We start from the raw sequence: 22,501 nt of genomic DNA on the forward strand, positions 1-22,501 counted from the left end.
TTGGTCCATCCTCACTTACAAAAACCAGGACGACCCATGACCACTCGAAGCCATTGCCAAGCCCTCGACACCCAGGACCCGTTGGCACCCCTGCGTGCCCAATTCGCCCTGCCCGAGGGCGTGATCTACCTCGACGGCAACTCCCTCGGCGCGCGCCCGGTGGCAGCGCTGGAACGGGCACAGCAGGTGATCGCCCAAGAGTGGGGCAATGGCTTGATTCGCAGCTGGAACAGCGCAGGCTGGGCGGATTTGTCCCAGCGCCTGGGCAATCGCCTGGCACCGTTGATCGGTGCGCGTGAGGACGAAGTGGTGGTCACCGATACCACCTCGATCAACCTGTTCAAGGTGCTGAGCGCGGCGTTGAGTGTGCAGCGTCAACGCTCCCCGGCGCGCAAGGTGATCGTCAGCGAAGCGAATAACTTTCCCACCGATTTGTATATTGCCGAGGGCCTGGCCGAACTGCTGCAACAAGGCTATTCCCTGCGCCTGGTCAACAGCCCGGCCGAACTGCCCCAGGCCATCGACGCAGACGTGGCGGTGGTGATGCTCACCCACGTCAACTACAAGACTGGCTACATGTACGACATGGCGGCGCTGACTGCGCTGAGCCACGAGTGTGGCGCGCTGAGCCTTTGGGACCTGGCGCACTCAGCGGGCGCGGTGCCTGTGGACCTGCACCAGGCCGGCGCTGATTATGCCATTGGCTGCACCTACAAATACCTCAACGGCGGCCCGGGCTCCCAGGCATTTGTTTGGGTCAACCCGGCGTTGGTGGATGTGGTGCGCCAGCCGTTGTCAGGCTGGTTCGGGCATACCCGTCAGTTCGCCATGGAATCGAGCTACGCCCCCAGCGCCGGCATCGCGCGCTACCTGTGCGGTACCCAGCCGATCACTTCGTTGGCCATGGTGGAATGCGGCCTGGACATTTTCGCCCAGACCGACATGGCCAGCCTGCGCCGCAAATCCCTGGCATTGACCGACCTGTTTATCGCGTTGGTCGAAAGCCGCTGCGCCGCCCATGGCCTGGAACTGATCACGCCGCGTGAGCACGCCCGGCGCGGCAGCCATGTGAGCTTCGAACACCCCGAAGGTTACGCGGTGATCCAGGCCCTGATCGCCCGAGGCGTGATCGGCGATTACCGTGAGCCGCGGATCATGCGCTTTGGTTTCACGCCGCTGTACACAAGCTTTACCGAGGTGTGGGACGCGGTGGAAATCCTTGGTGAAATTCTCGACAACCGCACCTGGGACCAGCCGCAATTCAAAGTCCGAAACAGCGTTACTTAATAGCACCACACACCCAATGTGGGAGGGGGCTTGCTCCCTCCCACAGGATTCACCGCCAGCAGCAACCATCACAATAATAAAGGGGCACTCCAGTGACCGCGCCAGACAACGGCTTTGCAGAAATCACCCACCGCGAACTGGGCCTCAGGCGCCAGCTCACTTCCGGCCAGATGAGCATGATCGCTATCGGCGGCGCCATCGGCACCGGGCTGTTCATGGGCAGCGCCTACGCCATTGGCTATGCCGGGCCCAGTGTGCTGGTGAGCTATGCCATCGGCGCCTTGATCACCTTGCTGCTGATGGGCTGCCTGGCAGAGATGACGGTGGCCCATTCCACCTCTGGCTCCTTTGGCGCCTATGCCGAGTTCTACATCAGCCCGCTGGCCGGGTTCCTGGTGCGGTATGCCTATTGGGCGGCGATTGTGCTGGCGGTGGGGGCCGAGGTTACGGCGGTGGCGATGTACATGAAGTACTGGTTCGCCAACGTACCGGAGTGGGTATGGATCGTGTCGTTTTCCAGTGTGTTGATTGTGCTCAATGCGATCAGCGTGAAGACCTTCGGCAACTTCGAATACTGGTTCTCGACCATCAAGATCAGCGCCATTGTCGGCTTCATCATCCTGGCGGTGTATGTGGTGTTCGGTTCCGGCAACCCGCAGTACGGTGTGCAGAACTACACGGCCCACGACGGCTTTTTCCCCCATGGTTTGAGCGGCATGTGGATCGCGGTGATTGTGTCGATCTTCAGCTATCTCAGCGTCGAGATGATCGCCGTGGCCGCTGGTGAAGCGGCCGACCCGGAGCAGGCGGTGAAGAAAGCCTTTCGCGCAACCATCGTGCGGCTGGTGGTGTTCTACCTGCTGACCCTGGCGCTGATGCTTGCCATCGTGCCGTGGAACCAGGCTGGTCAGAGCCAGAGCCCGTTCGTGACGGTGATGCAGACCATCGGCATTCCCGGCGCCACCGGGGTGATGAACTTCGTGATCCTGATCGCGGCGTTGTCGGCGATGAACAGTCAGCTCTACATCACCACGCGCATGATGTTCAGCCTGTCGCGTGCAGGTTTTGCACCCAGGTCCATGGGCGCCTTGAGCAAGAACGGCATCCCGCTGAATGCCTTGTTGCTTTCCAGCTCGGGCATTGCCCTGGCGACCCTGCTGAATGTGGTGTACCCGGAAAGCTCATTCACCCTGATGATGGCGATCTCGATGTTTGGCGCGATCTTCACCTGGTTCATGATATTCCTCACGCACCTGTTCTTTCGCCGCTATCGCAAGCGCCATGGCGGGGCGAAGTTGTCGTTCCAGTTGCGCCTGTTTCCCTACAGTACGCTGCTGGGGTTGGTGCTGATGGGGGCGGTAATGATCACCACCTATTTCACCGAAGCGTTCAAGATGACCTTGGTATTCGGCGTGCCGTTCCTGTTGATTCTGTCGGCGGTGTATTACGGGTTCTTCCGCAAGGGCAGGGCCAAGGCGTCGAACAAAGCCCTGGCGTAACCCGGCAGTTGCTCGAACGAGCGTGCGCATAACAGCAACGAGCGACAGGCCCACTCCTCTTGCAGGGGGTGGGCCTTGAAACGGCGTTCTGACGGCCAGCGCTCCAAGGCTGCCTGCGGCACGATGCCCAGACCCGCGCCGCCGGCGACCATGCGAATCAACCCATTAAAACCGTCGGCGCGAATGCGTGTCTGCAAGCGAAAGCCTGTGTGCAGTGCCTGTTCTTCCAGATAAACCGCCAGCGCGCTGTTGGCCGCCAGGCCCACGTAGTCGTATTGCAAGCTGTCGATAAAACTCGGGCGGGTCAACGGGTGGTCCAGGGGCATGATCAGCACCAGCGGATCATCGCGAAACGCCAGGGTCTGCAAGCCGTGGGTGTCCACGGCATCGGAAATAATCCCCAGGTCGACAGTGCCCTGGCGCAAGGCGTGGGTGATGCGCAGGCTGGGCAATTCTTGCAAGTCGATATCGAGGTTGGGGTGCTCGCGCAAAAAGTGTGCGAGCAATTCAGGCAGGTACTCGCTAAGGGCGGTGGTATTGCACAGCAAGCGTACCTGGCCTTTGACGCCATTGGCGTATTCGGCCAGGTCCTGTTGCAGGTGTTCGGCCTGTTGCAACAGCAGGCGAGCATGCCGAGCCAGGGCTTTGCCTGCCGGCGTTGGGGTGACGCCACGGCGGCCACGCTCAAGAAACGCGATGCCCAGTGAAGACTCCATTGCCCGGATGCGTGCGCTGGCGGCCGCCAGGGATAAATGACTACGGGCTGCACCGGCAGTGATATTGCCGCTGTCGAGGATGTGCAGATAGAGGCGCAGGTCGATCAGGTCAAAGTGCATGGCTGCAGGTTTCCGGTGACTGGGCGGGCGTCATCGCAGGCAAGCCAGCTCCCACACTTGGATGTATTCACAGTTCAAAATGTGGGAGCTGGCTTGCCTGCGATGACGGCATCAGCCTCACACAAAACAAGAGGCTGCCTCAGTATATGGCGAATTTTCAGCCTCTCTCCAGCCCTGCACAATCGGTGCATGAATACCTTCCTAGCATTCTACCAAAACCTCGGTCCAGCCCTGACAGCGTTGGTCATCACTACCTTCCTGCTGGCCGGTACGGTCAAAGGCATCATCGGCCTTGGCCTGCCCACTGTAGCCATGGGCATGCTCGGCCTGGCTATGTTACCGGCGCAGGCTGCGGCGTTGCTGATCATTCCTTCGACTATCACCAATCTCTGGCAGCTGACGTTTGGCGGTCATTTGAGTGCCTTGCTCAAACGCCTGTGGCCGATGCTGTCGCTTATTTTCTGCGGCACCGGGCTAGGCTCCGTGTGGCTGGGCATGGACGGTGGGCCGTGGGTGGTCCGCGCGTTGGGTGCGGCGTTGCTGGTATATGCGTTGAGCGGCTTGTTCCTGCCGACCTTCAAGGTCGCGCCCTGGGCCGAGCGCTGGCTGGGGCCCTTGTGTGGGCTGATCACCGGCATCATCACCTCGGCCACCGGTGTTTTCGTGATCCCTGCGGTGCCGTATCTGCAAGCGCTGGGCTTGAGCCGTGATCAGTTGGTGCAGGCGCTGGGGCTGTCGTTCACGGTGTCGACACTGGCGCTGGCCGCCGGGCTGGCCTGGCGCGGAGCGCTGGGCGGTGGTGAAATCGGTGCGTCAGTGTTGGCGCTGGTGCCGGCATTGCTGGGGATGTGGCTGGGCCAAGTGGTTCGCCGACGCATCAGTGCGCTGTGGTTCAAACGTGGGTTTTTCACGGGCATGGCGTTGTTGGGAGGCCATTTGTTGCTGGCTGGTTAATAATGACCGTGCCTGTGTCAGCCGATAAATGAAGGACCGCCCGTGAAAGCCCGTTCCGATGAGCTACAGATCTTCGTCAGCGTGATTGAATGCGGCTCGATTTCTGCCGCCGCCGAAAAGGTCGGGCAAACGCCGTCTGCGGTCAGCCGCACGCTGTCGCGCCTGGAAGCCAAGCTCGACACCACGCTGATCAACCGCACCACGCGCCGCATGGACCTGACTGAAGAGGGCAAGTACTTCTTCGAGCAGGCCAAGGTGATCCTGGCGCAGATGGACGAGCTGGAAGAGCGCCTGTCGTCGCGCCAGAAAAAACCGGCCGGTCGCCTGCGTATCAATGCCGCCGTGCCGTTCATGCTGCACGGGATCGTGCCGTACATCGCCGAGTTTCGCCGCTTGTACCCGGATATCCAGTTGGAGCTCAACAGCGACGACTTGATCATCGACCTGCTTGAGCAAAGCACCGACATCGCCATTCGCATTGGCACCCTGGCCGACTCGACCCTTCATGCGCGCTCCCTGGGCAGCACGCCGCTGCATATCCTGGCCAGCCCCGACTACCTCAAGCAATACGGCACGCCGACGACCGTTGCCGAGTTGGCCGATCACACCTTGCTGGGCTTCACCCACACCGAGACCCTCAACCACTGGCCGCTGCGTCATGGTGAAGGTGACCGCTGGCTGATCCAGCCCGGTGTCAGCGCATCCAGTGGCGAAACTGTGCGCCAGTTGGCGCTGCAGGGGCAGGGTATTTGTTGCCTGTCGAATTTCATGACGGTCGACGATATCGATGCCGGCCGCCTGGTGCCCATGCTGGAGGCGTCCAACAGCGGTTATCGCCAGCCGATCCACGCGGTGTTCTATCGCAACTCGCAATTGGCGCTGCGCATTCAGTGCTTCCTGGACTTCATTCAGGCCAAGCTGGCGCGGTATGCGCGCTGATTCGTGACTTGCACGCAAGAGTGAATTGGGCCGTACGGGCTTATTCGACAGCAGTGGGGGCTGGATACTGGGTGCATCACTTACCCAGTCAGGAGCAACCTCCATGAATGTATTCGTTACCGGTGCAGCAGGGTTTATCGGCGGTTCCATCGCCACCGGCCTGGTCAACGCTGGCCATGACGTCACCGGCCTGGTGCGCAGCGCCGAACAAGCCGCCGAAATGACCGCCCTGGGCATTACGCCGGTGATCGGCACCCTCGACGACGCAGCCGTATTGACCGAGCAGGCACAGAAGGCTGATGCGGTGATCAACGCTGCCAGCAGCGACCATCGCGCCGCCGTGGAAACCTTGCTGGCCGCCTTGAAAGGCTCGAACAAGCCGTTCCTGCATACCAGCGGGTCGAGCATTGTCGGTGATGCGTCGGGCGGCAAGGCCAGTGAAGTCATCTACTTCGAAGGCAACCTGCCTGAGCCGACCGTCGACAAAGCCGCGCGGGTGGCGATCGACAACCTGATCCTCGCGGCGGCCAGTGACGGTGTGAATTCGGCGGTGATCTGCAACACCCTGATCTACGGCCACAGCCTGGGCGTGAAGCGTGACAGCGTGCAATTGCCACGCTTGCTCAAGCAGGCACGCAAGAGCGGTGTAGTGCGCCATGTGGGCAGCGGGCAGAACATCTGGTCCAACGTGCACATTGAGGATGTGGTCGACCTGTATCTGCTGGCACTGACCAAAAACGTCCCGGGTACTTTCTACTTTGTGGAAAGCGGCGAAGCGGCGTTTATCGACATGACTACGGCGATTGCGCAGGCGCTGAACCTGGGCGAACCGCAGGATTGGCCGTTGGCCGAGGCTGAAGCCGAGTGGGGCTATGAAATGGCCAACTACGGGTTGGGCTCCAACAGCCGCGTACGCGGCAAGCACGCTCGCGAACTGCTGGGCTGGGTGCCCAAGCGTACGTCGGTGGTGGAGTGGATTCGTAACGAGATGGTCTGATTCGCTTGAGACCTGGGTGTCGCTATCGGGAGCAAGCTCCCTCCCACATTTGACCGATTTCAAACTTTGGAATGCATTCAAGTCTGGGAGGGGGCTTGCTCCCGATTGGGGCCACTCAGTTCTGGAGGCTAGCCCCACTCGCCGCAATTCCGTACCATTCCTCGCCTCATCCCTCGCAATTCCCCGGTACTCCATGAACCTCACCCGTCTGCGCGCCGACGCCCTGGCCGGCCTCACCACGTCTTTTGCGCTGCTGCCCGAATGCATCGCCTTTGCCCTGGTGGCTCACCTCAACCCGCTGATGGGGCTCTACGGCGCCTTTATCATCTGCACCCTCACTGCCTTGTTCGGCGGCCGCCCGGGCATGGTCTCGGGCGCAGCCGGCTCGATGGCGGTGGTGATTGTTGCGCTGGTGGTGCAACACGGCGTGGAATACTTGCTGGCGACAGTACTGCTGGGCGGGTTGATCATGATCGCCTTCGGCCTGCTGCGCCTGGGCAAGCTGGTGCGCATGGTGCCGCACTCGGTGATGCTCGGTTTCGTCAACGGCCTGGCGATTATCATTGCGCTGGCGCAACTGGAACATTTCAAGAGCGGCGAACGCTGGCTAAGCGGCACGCCTTTATATGTGATGGCGGGCCTGGTTGTGGTGACCATGGCGATTGTCTACCTGCTGCCACGCCTGACCCGCGCTGTGCCGCCCGCGTTGGTGGCGATCCTTGGCGTTGGTCTGGCGGTGTACCTGCTTGGTCTGCCGACCCGTACGCTGGGCGATATGGCGCATATCGCCGGTGGCTTGCCGACCTTCGCCCTGCCGCAAATCCCCTGGACCTTCGACACTCTCGGCATCATCGCGCCCTACGCGTTCCTGATGGCGATGGTCGGCCTGCTGGAAACCCTGCTGACCCTCAACCTCACCGACGAAATCACCGAAACCCGAGGCTACCCCGACCGCGAAAGCGTGGCGCTGGGCGCAGCGAATATGGTCTCGGGCCTGTTTGGCGGCATGGGCGGTTGCGCGATGATCGGGCAAACCGTGATCAACCTCAGCTCCGGTGGGCGCGGGCGTTTCTCAGGGGTGTTTGCCGGTGTGATGATCCTGCTGTTCATTCTGTTTCTGTCACCGCTGATTGAGCGTATTCCGCTGGCGGCGCTGGTGGGCGTGATGTTTGTAGTGTCGCAGCAGACCTTCGCCTGGGCCTCGTTGCGGGTGATCAACAAGGTGCCGCTCAATGATGTGCTGGTGATCATGGCGGTGACGATCATCACCGTGTTCACGGATCTGGCCACCGCGGTGCTGTGCGGTATCGTCATCGCCGCGTTGAATTTTGCCTGGCAGCAGGCGCGAGAGCTGTACGCCGATGAACATCTGGAGGCCGACGGCAGCAAGCTTTACCGGGTGCATGGCACCTTGTTCTTCGCCTCGACCACGCCGTTCTTGAACCAGTTCGACCCGGCCAATGACCCGGCCCAGGTGACGTTGGATTGCCGCCACCTGAGTGTTGTCGACTATTCGGCGATCGCTGCGCTGATGACGTTGCGCGAGCGCTATGCCAAGGCCGGTAAGCATCTGCGGGTGCTGCATTTATCCGAGCGCTGCAAGAAGCTGCTCAAGCGCGCCAGGGTTCACCATGACTGAGCAAGCTCCCTCGCCACAATAGACCGGCTCCAGCAGTCAGGGGCCTACCAGGTCTTCAAGCTCCTGGGCGCGGGTCTGGGTCATGTCCAGCACGCAGCCGGAGCCGTTGACCTGATCAATGGTGCCGCCAGTGGCGCTGCCGGCGAAGGCGCAGTTGGCATCGCGGTATTTGGTCCACAGGCGCTGCACGTCTTGCAGTTGCTGCTTGTGCGCGCCGTCCTGGGCGGCCAGGGCGGTCTTGTAGGCGCGGTTCAAGCGCTCGTCCTGCACCTTGGCTTGTTTGGCGTTGCAATTGACCATGTCTGCCGTGGTATTGGCGCTGTCCATGCATTTTTTCAACGCGGCATTGTCGGCGGCATACGCTGTGCCACCCAAGCAGAGAAGCAGGGCGCTGGCGACGAGTGTGGTGCGAATCATGGGCGGTTTCCTGAGCATGAGTGGATGCGCATTCTATGACTCAAGGGCGGCGCTTGAGTTTCCGGCATTCCTGATCTTCATGTAAGAACATCCCCCGTATTTTCATGGGCTGGCGCTGGACATATCTCCATGCGACAACGCTTGTCCGTGGGCGAAAATTACTTTCATGAAAATTGAAAGTACTCCTCGGTAATGATTTATGAGTTTCACAACCAATTCGACGTGACCCTTTCCGAGGAGTACCGCATGGCCGCATTACCGGGCTTCGGGCTATTGGCATACGCTGCCATTGCCATCATTGCATTGATCGTGCTGATTGCACGTTACCGACTCAACCCGTTTATCGTCATTACGCTGGTGTCCATCGGCCTCGCGCTGATGGCCGGAATGCCGGCGGACACGATCATGGGGTCGTATGAGGCGGGCGTCGGTAAAACCCTGGGGCATATCGCCCTGGTGGTGGCGCTGGGCACCATGCTCGGTAAGATGATGGCCGAGTCGGGTGGCGCCGAGCAGGTGGCGCGTACGCTGATCAACCGCTTCGGTGAACGCAACGCCCACTGGGCGATGGTGTGCATTGCGTTCCTGGTGGGGCTGCCGCTGTTTTTCGAGGTCGGCTTTGTGCTGCTGGTGCCGATTGCCTTTACCGTGGCGCGGCGCGTGGGCGTATCGATCCTGATGGTCGGCCTGCCGATGGTCGCCGGCTTGTCGGTGGTGCACGCGCTGGTGCCACCGCATCCGGCCGCGATGATGGCGGTGCTGGCCTACAACGCCTCGGTCGGGCAGACGGTGCTGTATGCGATTTTGATCGGTATCCCCACGGCGATCATCGCCGGCCCCGTCTACGCCAAGTTCATCGTGCCGCATATTCACCTGCCGGCCGAGAACCCGCTGGAGCGCCAGTTTATCGAGCGCGAACCGCGTACTCGCCTGCCCAGTTTTGCACTGACCATGGGCACCATCCTGTTGCCGGTGGTACTGATGATGATCGGCGGCTGGGCCAATGTGATTTCCACCCCGGGCAGTGGTTTCAATCAGTTCCTGCTGTTTATCGGCAATTCGGTGATCGCCCTGCTGGTGGCGACCCTGGTGAGTTTCTGGACCCTGGGCCTGGCCCAGGGCTTCAACCGGGAGTCGATTCTCAAGTTCACCAACGAGTGCCTGGCGCCGACCGCCAGTATCACCTTGCTGGTGGGCGCGGGCGGTGGCTTGAATCGCATTCTGGTGGATGCCGGTGTGACCAATGAAATCCTCGGCCTGGCCCACGCGTTCCACTTGTCGCCGCTGGTGATGGGCTGGCTGTTCGCTGCGTTGATGCGCATCGCCACGGGCTCGGCCACCGTTGCCATGACCACTGCATCCGGGGTGGTCGCGCCCGTTGCTTTGGGCCTGGGTTATCCACACCCCGAATTGCTGGTGCTGGCGACCGGCGCGGGCTCGGTGATTTTTTCTCACGTTAACGACGGCGGCTTCTGGCTGATCAAGGAATACTTCAATATGACGGTGATCCAGACCTTCAAGACCTGGACCGTACTGGAGACCCTGATTTCGCTGGTCGCCTTCGGTCTGACCTACGGCCTGTCACTGGTTTTATGAGCCTGACCCTCTAACCGGAGCCTCCATGGACATCCTCTACCAGATCCGCGCCCGCCAGGACTCGTTCAGCGCCGGCGAAGGGCGTATCGCCAAGTTGATGCTTGAGGATGTGGGCTTTGCCGCCTCGGCCAGCCTGGAGGCGTTGTCTCAGCGGGCCGAGGTCAGCACCGCGACTTTGTCGCGTTTTGCCCGCAGCGTCGGCTGCCGTGACTTGCGCGATTTGCGCCTGCAACTGGCCCAGGCCAGTGGCGTGGGCAGTCGCTTCCTGGACCCGGCGGGGCTGCCGGAACAGTCGGCCTTTCATCGGCAAATCCTGGGCGATATCGAAGCGACGTTGCGCCAGCATTTGTCAGGTTTCAACCAGCACAGCTTTGCCGACGCGGTCACTTTGCTGAGCAAGGCGCGGATGATTCACGCGTTCGGCATGGGCGGCCCCTCCAGCCTGTGCAGTGATGAACTGCAAGTGCGCCTGGTGCGTCTGGGCTACCCGATTGCCGCCTGCCATGACCCGGTGATGATGCGCGTCACGGCCGCGACCCTGGGCCCGCAACATGCCTTGATTGTCTGTTCCCTCACCGGCCGTACGCCCGAATTACTGGATGTGGTGAAGCTGGCGCGCAACTACGACGCGCGGATTATTGCCCTCACCCTCGCGGACTCACCCCTGGCCGAACTGGCGGATGTGTTGCTGCCGCTGCAACCGGCGGAGACCAGCTTTATCTACAAACCCACCGCCGCCCGCTACGGCATGTTACTGGCCATCGACCTGCTTGCCACCGAGCTGGCGCTGGCCTTGCCGGACGACAATCAGGAACGCCTGCGCCGGATCAAGCTGGCCCTGGATGATTACCGCGGCGGCCCTGACAGCCTGCCGCTTGGAGACTGATATGAAATACGACACGCTGATTCGCCAGGCGCTGGTCATTGATGGCAGCAACACCGAAGGGTTTGTCGCCGATGTGGGCGTGCGCGGTGGGCGCATCCAGGCGATGGGTGACCTGTCCGCCGACGAGGCCGCGCATGTCATCGATGCGCATGGCCGGGTATTGGCGCCGGGCTTTATCGATGTGCACACCCACGATGACACGGTGGTGATCCGCCAGCCGCAGATGCTGCCCAAGCTCAGCCAGGGCGTGACCACGGTGATTGTCGGCAACTGTGGCATCAGCGCTTCGCCGGTGAGTTTGCGCAGTGACCCGCCAGACCCAATGAACTTGTTGGGCAGCCGTGAGCAGTTCTGTTATCCGCGGTTCAGCGATTATCGCAACGCAGTGCAAGGCGCCCATCCGGCGGTGAACGTTGCGGCATTGATCGGCCACACCGCGCTGCGCAGCAACCATATGGATGACCTGCATCGCACCGCCACACCGTATGAAATCGCGGCCATGCGCGTGCAGTTGCAAGAGAGCCTGGAGGCCGGTGCCCTGGGGTTATCCACAGGCCTGGCCTACGCCAGCGCATTCAACGCCGAGACCGATGAAGTGTTGCAACTCGTTGAGGAACTGACGGCCTATGGTGCGGTGTACACCACGCATTTACGCAGCGAGTTCGAGCCGGTGCTGGAGGCAATGGATGAGGCGTTTCTGATCGGCCGACATGCCAGGGTGCCAGTGATTATTTCCCACCTTAAATGCGCTGGTGCCGGTAACTGGGGGCGTAGTCCGCAGTTGTTGGCGGCCCTGGAAGCTGCGGCAAAAAACCATCCGGTGGGCTGTGATTGCTATCCCTATGCCGCCAGCTCCTCGACCCTGGATCTCAAGCAGGTGACCGACGCGTTTCGCATCACCATCACCTGGTCGACGCCGCACCCCGAAATGGGTGGGCGGGATCTGCAGGCTATCGCTGCCGAGTGGGGCGTTTCGCTAATGGACGCTGCCCGTCGCCTGCAACCGGCGGGAGCGGTGTACTACGGGATGGACGAAGACGATGTGCGGCGCATCCTCGCCCATCCGTTGTCGATGGTGGGCTCCGATGGTTTGCCCGAAGATCCGTTTCCCCACCCGCGCTTGTGGGGGGCGTTCCCGCGGGTGCTGGGGCACTTCAGCCGCGATATCGGCTTGTTCCCGTTGCACACGGCGGTGCACAAGATGACTGGTCTGTCGGCAGCGCGCTTTGGCTTATCCGAGCGTGGCGAAATCCGCGAAGGGTACTGGGCCGACCTGGTGTTGTTCGACCCGTTGCGGGTGCGTGATGTGGCAGATTTCAACACACCGCAACGTGCAGCGGAAGGGATCGACGGTGTGTGGGTTAACGGCGTACTGAGCTACAGCAATGGGCAGGCCAACGGCCAGCGGCCAGGGCGATTCCTGGCGCGCAGTGGGGATTTGCGTGGCGGCTTTTCGTCTTTATAGTGGGCGTTCTCATACACGGAGCGGTCGCCATGCACTTAGGAAAAGTCACCCCCATCCTGCGGATTTTCGACGAGACCAAAGCGTTGGAATTCTACGTCGACTTCCTGGGGTTCAAGGTCGATTGGCAGCATCGGTTCGAGGCGAATTTCCCGTTGTACCTGCAAGTGTCGCTGGGTGAGTGCGTGTTGCATTTGTCCGAGCACCATGGCGATGCTTCGCCGGGCGCGGCGGTGCGGATCCAGGCGCAAAGGGTGGATGCGTACCAGCAGCAATTGCTCGGCAAGGATTACCGCTATGCCAAGCCTGGGGTCGAGGAAACGCCTTGGGGATCGCGGGAAATGAGCATCCGGGATCCGTTCGGGAATCGCTTGGTGTTTGTCGAGGACAGCGAGGGCTAAGTGGCAAATGGCAGGCAATAAAAAACCGCCTTGATAGGGCGGTTTTTTTTGCAAACCCAGTTAGTGGCTGGGGTTGCGGCTTCACAGGAGCACTGGCGTGGTCACAATACTACTGCTGCTTTAGGGCGTTATGCAACACCAGACGAACAAGAGTTTTTCACGGCAGCATTGATCTTTTGTGTTGTTTAACTTTGCAAAAAACAGCAACAGATTTTAAGGCTAGCTGGCCGTTGTTCGTTACACCTTGGAGCAGAGTGCTGAGCTAGTATCGCCCTCGTTCTGTGTTCGTCGTGAAGTAGGTTGGCTGGGTTCGCGCGCAAATTTTGGACCGCCCGCCACGGGCTAGTAATCCGTGCCGGATTCACGCGGGAGGACCATAAACCCAGCCGCCTCACAGGAGCACTGGTGTGCATCCAAAGGCCCACATGTTCCGGTAAGTGCGCTGGAGGTAAGGCCCAACTCACGGAGGGCCGAGTATGTCTAAGTTTGCACGACGTACATGGAACCTCGTAGTGAACTGCCTGCGTGCGTATCACGTATGGAAGTTCCTGCGGGACAGCTTCGATGACCGTTAAGGTCTGAGAGGTGGAGCCGCCTCGGTCTAGATCGAGGCGGCTTTTTGGTGTCTACACCCGGAAATGACTGACCATCTGCTGCAACTGGCTACCCAATCGAGCCAGTTCCACACTCGACTTGGCCGTCTCATCACTGGCAGTCGCGGTCTGCTCGGACACGTCCCGCACATTCACGATACTGCGGCTGATCTCTTCCGCCACGGCGCTTTGCTGCTCGGCGGCCGCGGCAATCTGCTGGTTCATCGACTGGATATTCGACACCGTACGGGTGATGTTTTCCAGGGATACCCCGGCCTTGCGCGTCAGTTCGACGCTGCTGTCGGTGAGGCTGCGGCTGTTGTTCATCACGCTGGCGACTTGTTGGGTGCCGTTCTGCAAGCCGGCCACCAGGCCTTCGATTTCCTCGGTGGATTTCTGTGTACGCTGGGCCAGGCCGCGTACTTCGTCGGCGACCACGGCAAAGCCACGGCCGGCTTCACCGGCACGCGCGGCTTCAATGGCGGCGTTGAGGGCCAGCAGGTTGGTCTGTTCGGCCACGGCCTTGATCACGTCCATCACGCTGCCGATCTTGTTGCTCTCTTGTTGCAGGTGCGTCATGGCGTCGGTGGAGCGGGCGACTTCGGCCGCCAGGCGTTCGATCTGGGCGATAGCTTCGGCCACCACCTTGTCGCCTTCGCGGGCCTGGCCGTCGGCGTCGGAGGCGGCTTGGGACGCCTGCTCGGCATTGCGCGCAACTTCCTGCACGGTAGCGGTCATTTCATGCATGGCGGTGGCCACCTGATCGGTCTCGATCTTCTGGCTGTTCACACCGGCGCTGGTTTGCTCGGTCACGGCTGATAGCTCCTCAGCGGCGCTGGCGATCTGGGTCACGCCATCGCGGATGCCGCTGATCAACTCGCGCAGGGTCGTGCCCATGCGCTGGATGCCTTGTTGCAATACGCCCAGCTCATCACGACGGGTCACCTGGATGTTGTGGCTCAAGTCGCCTGAAGCGATGCGCTCCACCACCGCCAGGGTGTCCTGGATCGGGCGGGTGATCTGACGGGTGATGACCCAGGCGGCAATCACGCCGACCAGCAGTGCCAACAAGGTGCTGATCAATTGCAGGCTGCGGGCCTGGGTGCTTTCAGCGTCGCGACGTTCCAGTTGGATGTCGTACAGCTTGTCGCTGATCGTCACGATATCGGCGCCCTGGGTGGTCATTTCGGCGCGGGCGGTGACGATGTTGGCGTTGGCTGCCTTGTAGCTCTGCACGGCGCTGCGATAGGCTCCGAGGGCGGCTTCCAGTGCGGACAATGCGTTTTGCTGGCCGGTACCGAACGCCGCGCTAAGGCCCTTCAAACCGCCGACGGCTTTTTCCAGTTGCGCAGCAGCGCGGGCTTCGGTTTCTGCGTTGGGGCTATTGGTATAGCCGCGCACTTCGTAGCGAGCTTGCTGGAACTCATTCTTGGCTTGGGTCACGGCCAGAAATTGCGTGAAGCGCTCCGGGCTATCGGGCGCCTGCTGCACACTGGTTTCCAGTGCATTGATTTGTGCGTTGGCGACATCGGCTTTGGCGCCCATGACGTCGCGCGCAGCGTTGCCATTGCGGTAGGCCTCGCGCATTTTGTTCAAGGACTGGCGGTAAGCAGTGATGACGGCTTTCTGGTCATTGAGCAGTTTGAGGTTTTCCGGGCTCTTGAAGCTGTCCAGCAATTTCTGTTGTTGAGCTGCGAAGGCATCCAGGCTGGTCTGCACATTCTGCGCCACGGCTTCGTCGCCATTGGCCAGCATGTATTGCAGGCGTACGATCCGCAGCTTGGTCAGCGAGGCGTTGAGCTGGGTGATGTCGCTCATCCAGTTGCTGCGGTCGATCAGGCCGCCCAGGCTGGTCCAGCCGGTGAGCGCCAGGATCGAGGTGAGGACCAGCACCAGGCCAAAGCCCAGGCCGAGTTTGAGATTGACGCTGATGTTACCGAACCAGCTGTTCATCGAAAGCTCCTTGAAGAGTGATGTCTGTCTGCTGGACGGTGTGTTGTTGTTTGAGCCAGCCAAGATGTGTAGGGCTGTATCGGCGGCAAAGGATGATTCTGAAGTACTTTTCTTGCGGGGTGACGAAGGGTCGCCATTACCGTGCAGCAATGGCGATCCGATGCGCTCAGGACTCCGCCGTGTTGGGCACCACGGTAAGCCTGAGGCAGGAGGCGGCGGCGTGGCTCAGGTGCACATTATTGTGGGCAACCCGAGGGTGGCTGGCCTGGCCTGAAGGCTCGCCGCTGTTGGGGTTGACGTCAAAGCGCGGGAAATTGCTGCTGGCGATGTCCAGGCGCAACCGATGGCCGCGCTTGAACAGGTTGCAGGTGGCGAAAGGCTCGATCAGCACTTTCACTCGCTCACCCGGCGTCAGGGCCGTCGGTTGTTCCCATGAGTCGCGATAACGGCAGCGACGGATGCCGTCGGTGATGTTCATCGCAAAGCCCTCGGGGTAGTCGGCGCTGGGCGGGTACACGTCCACCAGTTTGGCGGTGAAGTCGGTGTCGGGTGCATCGCTGTCGATCCACAGCTCGATCTGCACGTCACCGGCGACGATCAGGTCGTCGTCGAGCGGCTCGGTCTGGAACACCAGCACGTCATCGCGCTGGGCCAGGGGACGGTTGTCCCCTTGGGTGCCGAAAAAATCGAGGCGCTCCCGTTGATCGAAGGCTCCGCCGACAAACACGGGGGCACCGGAGGTTAGCGCGCCGCCGATGGTCGGGACCGGGTGGGCCGGGTCGGCGCGGTAACTCAAGTGGGCGTCAGCCTCGACAGGTGCCGTGTGGCTCAACTGCCTGTGTGCATTCAGATAGAGGGTCAGTGTTTGGCTGCCGGGCAGCGGCCATTGCGTGGTGTGCAGCCAGCGGCCGCCATGGTGCAGGCGTCCGTTTTCGTCGCGGTTACCGCTGCCGCCCCCCATCAGAAACACCTGTACGCTGGCCGTTGTGGTTCGCGGCGACGGCTTGAGGGATTGCTCGAACCAGGCCAGTCGGCAACTGAGCCAATCCTGATCGACCTGGCCGTCAAAGGCGGCTTGCGGGCCGAATTCCACATCGCCGCTGTGGCTGATATTACGGTCGCCGTGCAGCCACGGGCCCATCACCAGTCGTTGGCTGGCCGTACCTTGGAGTGTGAAGGCGCGGTAATTGGCCAGGGTCGAACTGACGTAGGCGTCGTACCAACTGGACATGAACAGCACCGGGATATCGGGCAGTTGTGCGTAGTGACCTTCGGCATAGAGGCCAGACTTTTGCCAATACTCACCGAAGGTGCCCTGAGCCCATTGCTCCAACACATAGGCTTCGTATTCCGGCACATGGCGCAGGGGCGATTGCCCGGGTTGCCATGGCATACGCGTGAACCACTGATAAATATCTTCCTGTTCCAGCGCTTCACGAACCAACGGGTCGGCCAGGGCAGCAGGGCTTTCCTTGGCCTGGCGAAAGGCCCAGGTGGCCTGCTTGAGTTCGAAGGCGCCGCCCTGGCGAATCCCGCAATGGTAGGCGTTGGCGAAGCCGCCGCTGTCGAGCACCATGCTGCTCAGGCCCGGCGGGTGCAGGCAAGCCATCGCCAGTTGTGTGTGGGCAGCATAAGACAAGCCCATACTGCCGATCTTGCCGTTGCACCAGGGCTGTTGGATGATCCAGGCCAGGGTGTCGAAACCGTCTTCGCCCTCGGCGGTGTATTTGGTGAATGTGCCTTCGGAGGCGTAGCGTCCACGGCAGTCCTGGAAAATTGCGACAAAGCCTTGCTCGGTAAACCGTGCGGCCATTTGCTCACGGGAGATGTGTTGGCCGTCGAGCTGTTTTTCCGAGCGGGAGGGTTTGCTCTTGTCGTAGGGCGTGCGCTCGATCACCACCGGAAACGGCCCATTGCTGTCCTCCGGCACATAGATGTCAGTGGCCAGGTGGATGCCGTCACGCATCCGGATCATTTGGTTGTGCAGAATATGCATGGGGAGAACACTCATCGATTCAGTACCCGCTCGTTACCGCAATGGCCAGCAACACCATCGCCAGCACGGCGTAGATCAGGAACAGCGGCAGGATGTAGCGCGCCCATTGGCCCCAACCGACATTGGCGGTGGCCAACAGCACCAGCAGGCCGCTGGACGTGGGGGTGATCATGTTGGTCAGGCCATTGCCCATCAGAAATGCGAACACCGTGGTCTGCGGGCTGACGCCGGACAACTGACCCAAGGGCCCGAAGATCGGCATGGTTACCGCCGCCTGGCCGGAGGTGGATGGGATCAGCACATCCAGCCCCAGTTGTGCGAAGAACATGCCGTAGGCCGACACGATCGGACCATGGTCGCCCACCAGGTTGGCCAGGCTGTTGACGATGGTGTCTAGGACCTGGCCGGTACTGAGGATGATCTCCACGGCGGTAGCCAGACCGATCAGCACGCCGGCGATCAGCACCTTCTTCATTCCATCGACAAAGGCACTGGCGGCAACGCTGGCGCCGAGCCCGGCGATCACGCTGAAGGCCAGCGTCAGCAGCAGGTAGAACGCCGACAGCTCATGGTATTTCCAGCCCCAGCGGTTGGAGGCGTAGACCAGGAAAGCGATGCCCGTCAGCAATACGATCAGGTTGATCAGATGGCGCAGGGGCAACGGCGTACTTTCGAAAGTGATCTGCGCCGTGGCATCGTAACCGTGCTTGCGAATACTCCACAGCACGAAGGCAATGCCCACCAGCAGGAAGCTGCAGTAGGCGAGCACACGCATGCTCAGGCCACTGAAGATCGGCAGCCCGACCATCGGCTGGGCCACGGACAGCGCCACTGGATTGGATATCGAGGCCAGGTAGCCGATCTTGACTGAGATCGTGACGATGGCCAGCCCGATCAGGTTCGACAGCCCCAGCCGATTAGCCATGGCAACCATCAACGGCACGATGAGAATAAATTCCTTGGCCAGCCCCATGAAGGTACTGCCGGCGGAAAACACCAGCATCAGGCACGGCACCAGCACATAGATATTGCCCCGTGTCAGACCCAGCATGCGCTCCAGCCCGGCGTCGATCACCCCGGCCTTGTTCAGCACGCCGAACATGCCACCGATGAACAGCACCATGAAAATCAGTGCCGCACGCTTCTCGATGCCCTGGGGAATCGCCATGAAGCCTTCCACCAGGGACACCGGGCGAGCCACGGTGTCGCCGGCTTTGCGTGGTTCCAGTGCGAACAGTTGGCTCAGGGAGTCGTGTTTTTCCAGCACCTGGTAAGAGCCCGGGATCACCAGGCCATTCTGGCGCTGGAACGTGCCCGAGTTCACGGCGTAGGTAAACGCCACTGCGAGCAGGACGATACTCAGCAGGATGATGGCGGGATTGATCTGCTTGCGTTGCGTGGTATTTCCCACCGCTGCTTGGGTGGGGATGCTCTGGGATTCGCTCATGCTAGTGGCCCCGGCTTGCGCCGTTATTGTTATAGGGGTGACACGTGTGGGGCGGACACTAGGGCAAAGTTTTCGCGGCGACAACGTTATGCGTGGGTTGGGTTGGGCTATGCGTTTTGTGCGGACAGACGCTGCTTGAGATGCTTGGCAAACGCGTTCACCAGCTGCGACCTGGGCTCGTTGGCGCGAAACGCCAGGCCGAATGCGTAGGGCAGCGCCGGGCGAAACGGGCGGGTGACGATGGGCAAGTGCCGGAAGTGGCTGGCCAGCAGACCATTGACGATCGACACCCCCAGCCCCTCGGCAACGAAGCTGCACGCAGCCCCGACCGAGTGCACCTCGACCCGCACCTGCGGCGTGAGGTTGGCGGCACGAAACACCTGGTTCAGCTCGGCCCGCAATGCCCGTTGCCGGCCGAGCATCACCAACGGCACATCGCGCAGATGCTGCACTTCGATGCAGGCGTGACGGGTCAGCGGATGGTCGGCGGGCATCACGCAGACGCCTTCGGTTTGCAGCACCGGCTCGACATCGAAGTCAGGTATTTCCGTGGGCAGGCGTACAAAGCCCAGGTCGGCGGAACGGTCCAGCACCGCACGCTCGATCGTGTCGTAAGAACCGGTCAGCAGTTCCACGACAATGTCGTCATGCTCCTTGAGAAACTGCGCCACGATGCGCGGCAACAGCTCCTGGGTCATGCTGGTGGGCACCCCGACCTTGAGCAGGCTCTTGCGTGAGCGGCCCACGCGCATTTCGTCGGCCAGGCGCTGGATTCGTTGCATGCCATCCACCAGTCCGGCGACTTCGGCGAGCAGTTCCTCGGCTTCGGGCGTCGCCATCAGGCGGCCCTTCTTGCGCAGGAACAAGGCAAAACCCAAGTGCTCTTCCAACTGGCTCAGCAGGCGGCTGACCGCCGATTGCGACAGGCCCATGCGCGTTGCTGCGCCGATGGTCGAGCCGGTGGCCATGATCGCTTTGAAGGCTTCGAGTTGCTTGAGGTTCACCGTGTTTTTCCTGTCGGTTGGGAAGGGCGGCCGGTACTTCACGCATAGCCTGATGCGCTTCTCGCATAACGTTGTGGGGCTGTCGACGAGCCGTTAGTGTCCGCTCCAACGCGACATGCCGTCCAGCCTGCCGCGCGGTGCAACTGCCCATAAAAAACACAACACGGCATTGAGGAATGGTTTATGCGTGAGTTTTTCACGAAAGGGGGAATGGTCTCGGCGGGGCTGCTGGCGAGCCTGTCACCGACATTGATGGCCCAGGGTTTCTGGGAGGATTCCCACGGCCGATTGACCTTGCGCAACTTCTACTTCAACGACGGTTACCGCGACGGTGGTGAAGACCGCAAGGAATGGGCTCAGGGTTTTCTGCTTAATCTTCAGTCTGGTTATACCGAGGGCACCGTGGGTTTTGGCCTGGATGCCCTGGGGCTGGCGGGCCTGCGTCTCGACTCTAGCCCGACGCACGCCGGGACGGGCTTGTTACCTGTGCACGACGATGGTCATGCGGCCAGTGAGTTTTCCAGCCTGGGCGTCACGGCCAAGATGCGCTGGGGCGATGCAGTGGTGAAAACCGGCACGTTGCTGCCGAAAATCCCGGTGCTGGTGCACAACGATGGCCGCTTGTTACCGCAGACCTTCCAGGGCACACAAGTGGAATACAGTGGTATTCGTGACCTGTACCTGCACGCTGGGCACCTGGACAAATTCAAGTTGCGTAACTCCACTGACAGTGTGGATATTTATCCCCAGGGCTACAGCGGAAAAAAGGGTAGTGATTTCGATTTTGCCGGCGCTAGCTACGCGTTTACGCCGAAGCTCAGCGGCACCTGGTACTACGGTGAAATGCGCCAATTCTATCGCCAGCAATTCTTTGGCCTGGTGCATAAGCAGCCGTTGGGCAGCGGCACACTGACCAGCGACTTGCGCTACTTCATTAGTAACGAAGCGGGTGAGGCGCGTAACGGCGAGGTCGACAGTGACATGTTCAGCGGTCTGTTCACTTACCGCCTGGGTCCGCAGGCGCTGGGTGTTGGTTATCAGAAAGTCAGCGGCGACACAGCGTTGCCGTATGCCAGCGTGTCGACGGTGTATTCCTTCAGTAACGCCGGTGTTGGCAAGTTCATCCAGGCTGGTGAGCAGACATGGATGCTGCGCTACGACTATGACTTGACGGCGGTACTGCCGGGCTTGAGTTTCATGACCCGCTACTACAAAGGGCAAAACGGCGAGTTCAAAGGGCGCGAGGCGCGTGAGTGGGAGTCCGACACGAATCTGCGCTATGTGGTCCAGGACAGCACGTTCAAAGGACTGGGCGTGGAGTTGCGCAAGGCCACTTACCGCTCGACTTATGCCAGTGATCGGGACAACTACCGGGTGTACCTGACCTACGACCTGGCGCTCTGGTAGCCGGGGAGGGGGCTGATCATGGGCTGCTCTTGTGTGCTAGTCTGCGGGCCCTTTTAGTCCTGGGCAGCGCGGGAAACCCTGTTGTCCTACAGCGGAGCCTCTTCATGTCCGAAGTTAATCTGTCCACCGACGAAACCCGCGTCAGCTACGGTATCGGCCGTCAGTTGGGCGACCAACTGCGCGACAACCCGCCGCCGGGCGTGAGCCTGGACGCAATCCTGGCCGGCCTGACCGACGCATTTGCAGGCCAGCCGAGCCGTGTTGACCAGGAGCAAATGGCTGCCAGCTTCAAAGTGATCCGCGAGATCATGCAAGCCGAAGCCGCTGCCAAGGCTGAAGCCGCCGCGGGTGCCGGCCTGGCTTTCCTGGCTGAAAACGCCAAGCGTGATGGCATCACCACCCTGGCTTCCGGCCTGCAATTTGAAGTGCTGACTGCCGGCACCGGCGCCAAGCCGACCCGTGAAGATCAAGTGCGTACCCACTACCACGGCACCTTGATCGACGGCACTGTGTTCGACAGCTCCTACGAGCGCGGCCAGCCTGCAGAATTCCCGGTTGGCGGCGTGATCGCCGGCTGGACCGAGGCCCTGCAACTGATGAATGCCGGCAGCAAATGGCGTCTGTACGTGCCGAGCGAACTGGCTTACGGCGCTCAAGGCGTTGGCAGCATCCCGCCGCACAGCGTTCTGGTATTCGACGTCGAGCTGCTCGACGTTCTGTAAGACCTGCTGGTTACCTGTTGGGACGAACGCGTTCGCCCCAACAGGCATTTGCCAGTTTCTTCATGGATGGAACTTGCCATTCAAGTCGGTCGCCGGGCGCAATGCTCGGGCATAGCAGAACAGAAACAAATTCCTCACCACTTCTTTCAGTACTCCAGGCTCACTGGAACTCAGGCCATTGACGTCCAGGTCACCCTGGTCCTGTAGTTCGTTCAGCGCTTCTTCCTCAAGCACCGCACAGACTTCGCCGGTTTCCCGATGCAGGATTCGCAGGTAAGGGTGGGGGCGATCCAGCCAGGCATCTATCAAATAAGTCATGGTCGTTCTCCTTGATGAGTTTCAATGAGAATAATTCTTATTCGTAGAATAGCAAGTATCTATTGGCGGTTTCCGGGTTTTTTTGTGTGGATATTGTTTTCGATCAATCAGGAGGGCGAAACGCCATCCCGCGGCGGGCGCGGGATGG

The 22,501-nt window shown here is 61.0% G+C and carries 19 protein-coding genes; 12 read left to right on the plus strand and 7 right to left on the minus strand.

Going from position 1 to position 22,501, the window contains the following annotated elements:
* The first annotated feature begins 36 nt into the window (after positions 1-36).
* Positions 37-1,287: a kynureninase gene (kynU, locus tag E3O56_RS24745; protein WP_248129127.1), complete on the plus strand. Its 1,251-nt coding sequence runs from the start codon at positions 37-39 to the stop codon at positions 1,285-1,287.
* 92 nt (positions 1,288-1,379) lie between these two features.
* Positions 1,380-2,786, plus strand: a complete 1,407-nt coding sequence (locus E3O56_RS24750; RefSeq protein WP_248129128.1) for an amino acid permease — start codon at positions 1,380-1,382, stop codon at positions 2,784-2,786.
* On the opposite strand, the gene E3O56_RS24755 is transcribed toward E3O56_RS24750, so the two are convergent.
* On the minus strand, positions 2,732-3,622 hold the full coding sequence (locus tag E3O56_RS24755) for a LysR substrate-binding domain-containing protein (protein WP_248129129.1): 891 nt from the start codon (positions 3,620-3,622) through the stop codon (positions 2,732-2,734). The genes E3O56_RS24750 and E3O56_RS24755 overlap by 55 nt on opposite strands.
* A 189-nt stretch (positions 3,623-3,811) precedes the next feature.
* Between E3O56_RS24755 and E3O56_RS24760 the strand changes: the two genes are divergently transcribed.
* The 4 genes from E3O56_RS24760 to E3O56_RS24775 all read left to right on the plus strand — a co-directional run bounded on the left by E3O56_RS24760 (position 3,812) and on the right by E3O56_RS24775 (position 8,151).
* Positions 3,812-4,576 (plus strand): sulfite exporter TauE/SafE family protein, encoded by a 765-nt coding sequence (locus E3O56_RS24760; RefSeq protein ID WP_248129130.1) that lies wholly within the window; start codon positions 3,812-3,814, stop codon positions 4,574-4,576.
* A 42-nt stretch (positions 4,577-4,618) separates the two neighbouring features.
* Positions 4,619-5,515, plus strand: a complete 897-nt coding sequence (locus E3O56_RS24765) for a LysR family transcriptional regulator (RefSeq protein ID WP_248129131.1) — start codon at positions 4,619-4,621, stop codon at positions 5,513-5,515.
* Between the two features lie 103 nt (positions 5,516-5,618).
* Complete coding sequence (locus tag E3O56_RS24770) at positions 5,619-6,512, plus strand: NAD-dependent epimerase/dehydratase family protein (RefSeq protein WP_248129132.1); 894 nt, start codon at positions 5,619-5,621, stop codon at positions 6,510-6,512.
* Positions 6,513-6,705: 193 nt separating this feature from the next.
* Positions 6,706-8,151, plus strand: a complete 1,446-nt coding sequence (locus E3O56_RS24775; RefSeq protein WP_032879517.1) for a SulP family inorganic anion transporter — start codon at positions 6,706-6,708, stop codon at positions 8,149-8,151.
* 36 nt (positions 8,152-8,187) lie between these two features.
* Here the strand turns inward: E3O56_RS24775 and E3O56_RS24780 are convergent, their stop codons facing one another.
* Complete coding sequence (locus tag E3O56_RS24780; RefSeq protein WP_248129133.1) at positions 8,188-8,568, minus strand: lysozyme inhibitor LprI family protein; 381 nt, start codon at positions 8,566-8,568, stop codon at positions 8,188-8,190.
* A 246-nt stretch (positions 8,569-8,814) separates the two neighbouring features.
* Here E3O56_RS24780 and E3O56_RS24785 point away from each other — a divergent pair, with 246 nt between their 5' ends.
* The 4 genes from E3O56_RS24785 to E3O56_RS24800 are packed head-to-tail and all read left to right on the plus strand — an operon-like array spanning position 8,815 to position 12,913.
* The gene (locus E3O56_RS24785; protein ID WP_228308955.1) at positions 8,815-10,164 is read left to right on the plus strand and encodes a gluconate:H+ symporter; all 1,350 of its coding nucleotides are present in this window, start codon (positions 8,815-8,817) and stop codon (positions 10,162-10,164) included.
* A 25-nt stretch (positions 10,165-10,189) separates the two neighbouring features.
* On the plus strand, positions 10,190-11,050 hold the full coding sequence (locus E3O56_RS24790; RefSeq protein ID WP_032879520.1) for a MurR/RpiR family transcriptional regulator: 861 nt from the start codon (positions 10,190-10,192) through the stop codon (positions 11,048-11,050).
* Between the two features lies 1 nt (position 11,051).
* Positions 11,052-12,515, plus strand: coding sequence for a D-aminoacylase (locus tag E3O56_RS24795; RefSeq protein ID WP_103734923.1), 1,464 nt, complete (start codon positions 11,052-11,054; stop codon positions 12,513-12,515).
* A gap of 29 nt (positions 12,516-12,544) precedes the next feature.
* Positions 12,545-12,913: a glyoxalase superfamily protein gene (locus E3O56_RS24800; RefSeq protein ID WP_032879523.1), complete on the plus strand. Its 369-nt coding sequence runs from the start codon at positions 12,545-12,547 to the stop codon at positions 12,911-12,913.
* Between the two features lie 626 nt (positions 12,914-13,539).
* On the opposite strand, the gene E3O56_RS24805 is transcribed toward E3O56_RS24800, so the two are convergent.
* The 4 genes from E3O56_RS24805 to E3O56_RS24820 form a co-directional block, all read right to left on the minus strand.
* The gene (locus E3O56_RS24805; protein ID WP_032879524.1) at positions 13,540-15,459 is read right to left on the minus strand and encodes a methyl-accepting chemotaxis protein; all 1,920 of its coding nucleotides are present in this window, start codon (positions 15,457-15,459) and stop codon (positions 13,540-13,542) included.
* A gap of 166 nt (positions 15,460-15,625) precedes the next feature.
* A complete protein-coding gene (locus E3O56_RS24810; RefSeq protein WP_103734922.1) occupies positions 15,626-17,455 on the minus strand; it encodes a CocE/NonD family hydrolase in 1,830 nt (609 codons plus the stop codon).
* A gap of 19 nt (positions 17,456-17,474) precedes the next feature.
* Positions 17,475-18,902 carry an AbgT family transporter gene (locus tag E3O56_RS24815; RefSeq protein ID WP_032879527.1) on the minus strand — a complete coding sequence of 476 codons (1,428 nt, stop codon included), beginning with the start codon at positions 18,900-18,902 and terminating at the stop codon, positions 17,475-17,477.
* 107 nt (positions 18,903-19,009) lie between these two features.
* The gene (locus E3O56_RS24820; RefSeq protein ID WP_032879529.1) at positions 19,010-19,906 is read right to left on the minus strand and encodes a LysR family transcriptional regulator; all 897 of its coding nucleotides are present in this window, start codon (positions 19,904-19,906) and stop codon (positions 19,010-19,012) included.
* A 210-nt stretch (positions 19,907-20,116) separates the two neighbouring features.
* On the opposite strand from E3O56_RS24820, the gene E3O56_RS24825 reads away from it, so the two are divergent.
* The gene (locus E3O56_RS24825) at positions 20,117-21,313 is read left to right on the plus strand and encodes an OprD family porin (protein WP_148852693.1); all 1,197 of its coding nucleotides are present in this window, start codon (positions 20,117-20,119) and stop codon (positions 21,311-21,313) included.
* 104 nt (positions 21,314-21,417) lie between these two features.
* Positions 21,418-22,035, plus strand: a complete 618-nt coding sequence (locus E3O56_RS24830; protein ID WP_014719893.1) for an FKBP-type peptidyl-prolyl cis-trans isomerase — start codon at positions 21,418-21,420, stop codon at positions 22,033-22,035.
* Positions 22,036-22,095: 60 nt separating this feature from the next.
* On the opposite strand, the gene E3O56_RS24835 is transcribed toward E3O56_RS24830, so the two are convergent.
* Positions 22,096-22,353, minus strand: coding sequence for a hypothetical protein (locus tag E3O56_RS24835; RefSeq protein WP_005791321.1), 258 nt, complete (start codon positions 22,351-22,353; stop codon positions 22,096-22,098).
* Positions 22,354-22,501 lie beyond the last annotated feature (148 nt).

Source organism: Pseudomonas sp. W2Aug9, from assembly GCF_023127755.1.
Taxonomy (GTDB): Bacteria; Pseudomonadota; Gammaproteobacteria; order Pseudomonadales; family Pseudomonadaceae; genus Aquipseudomonas; species Aquipseudomonas synxantha_A.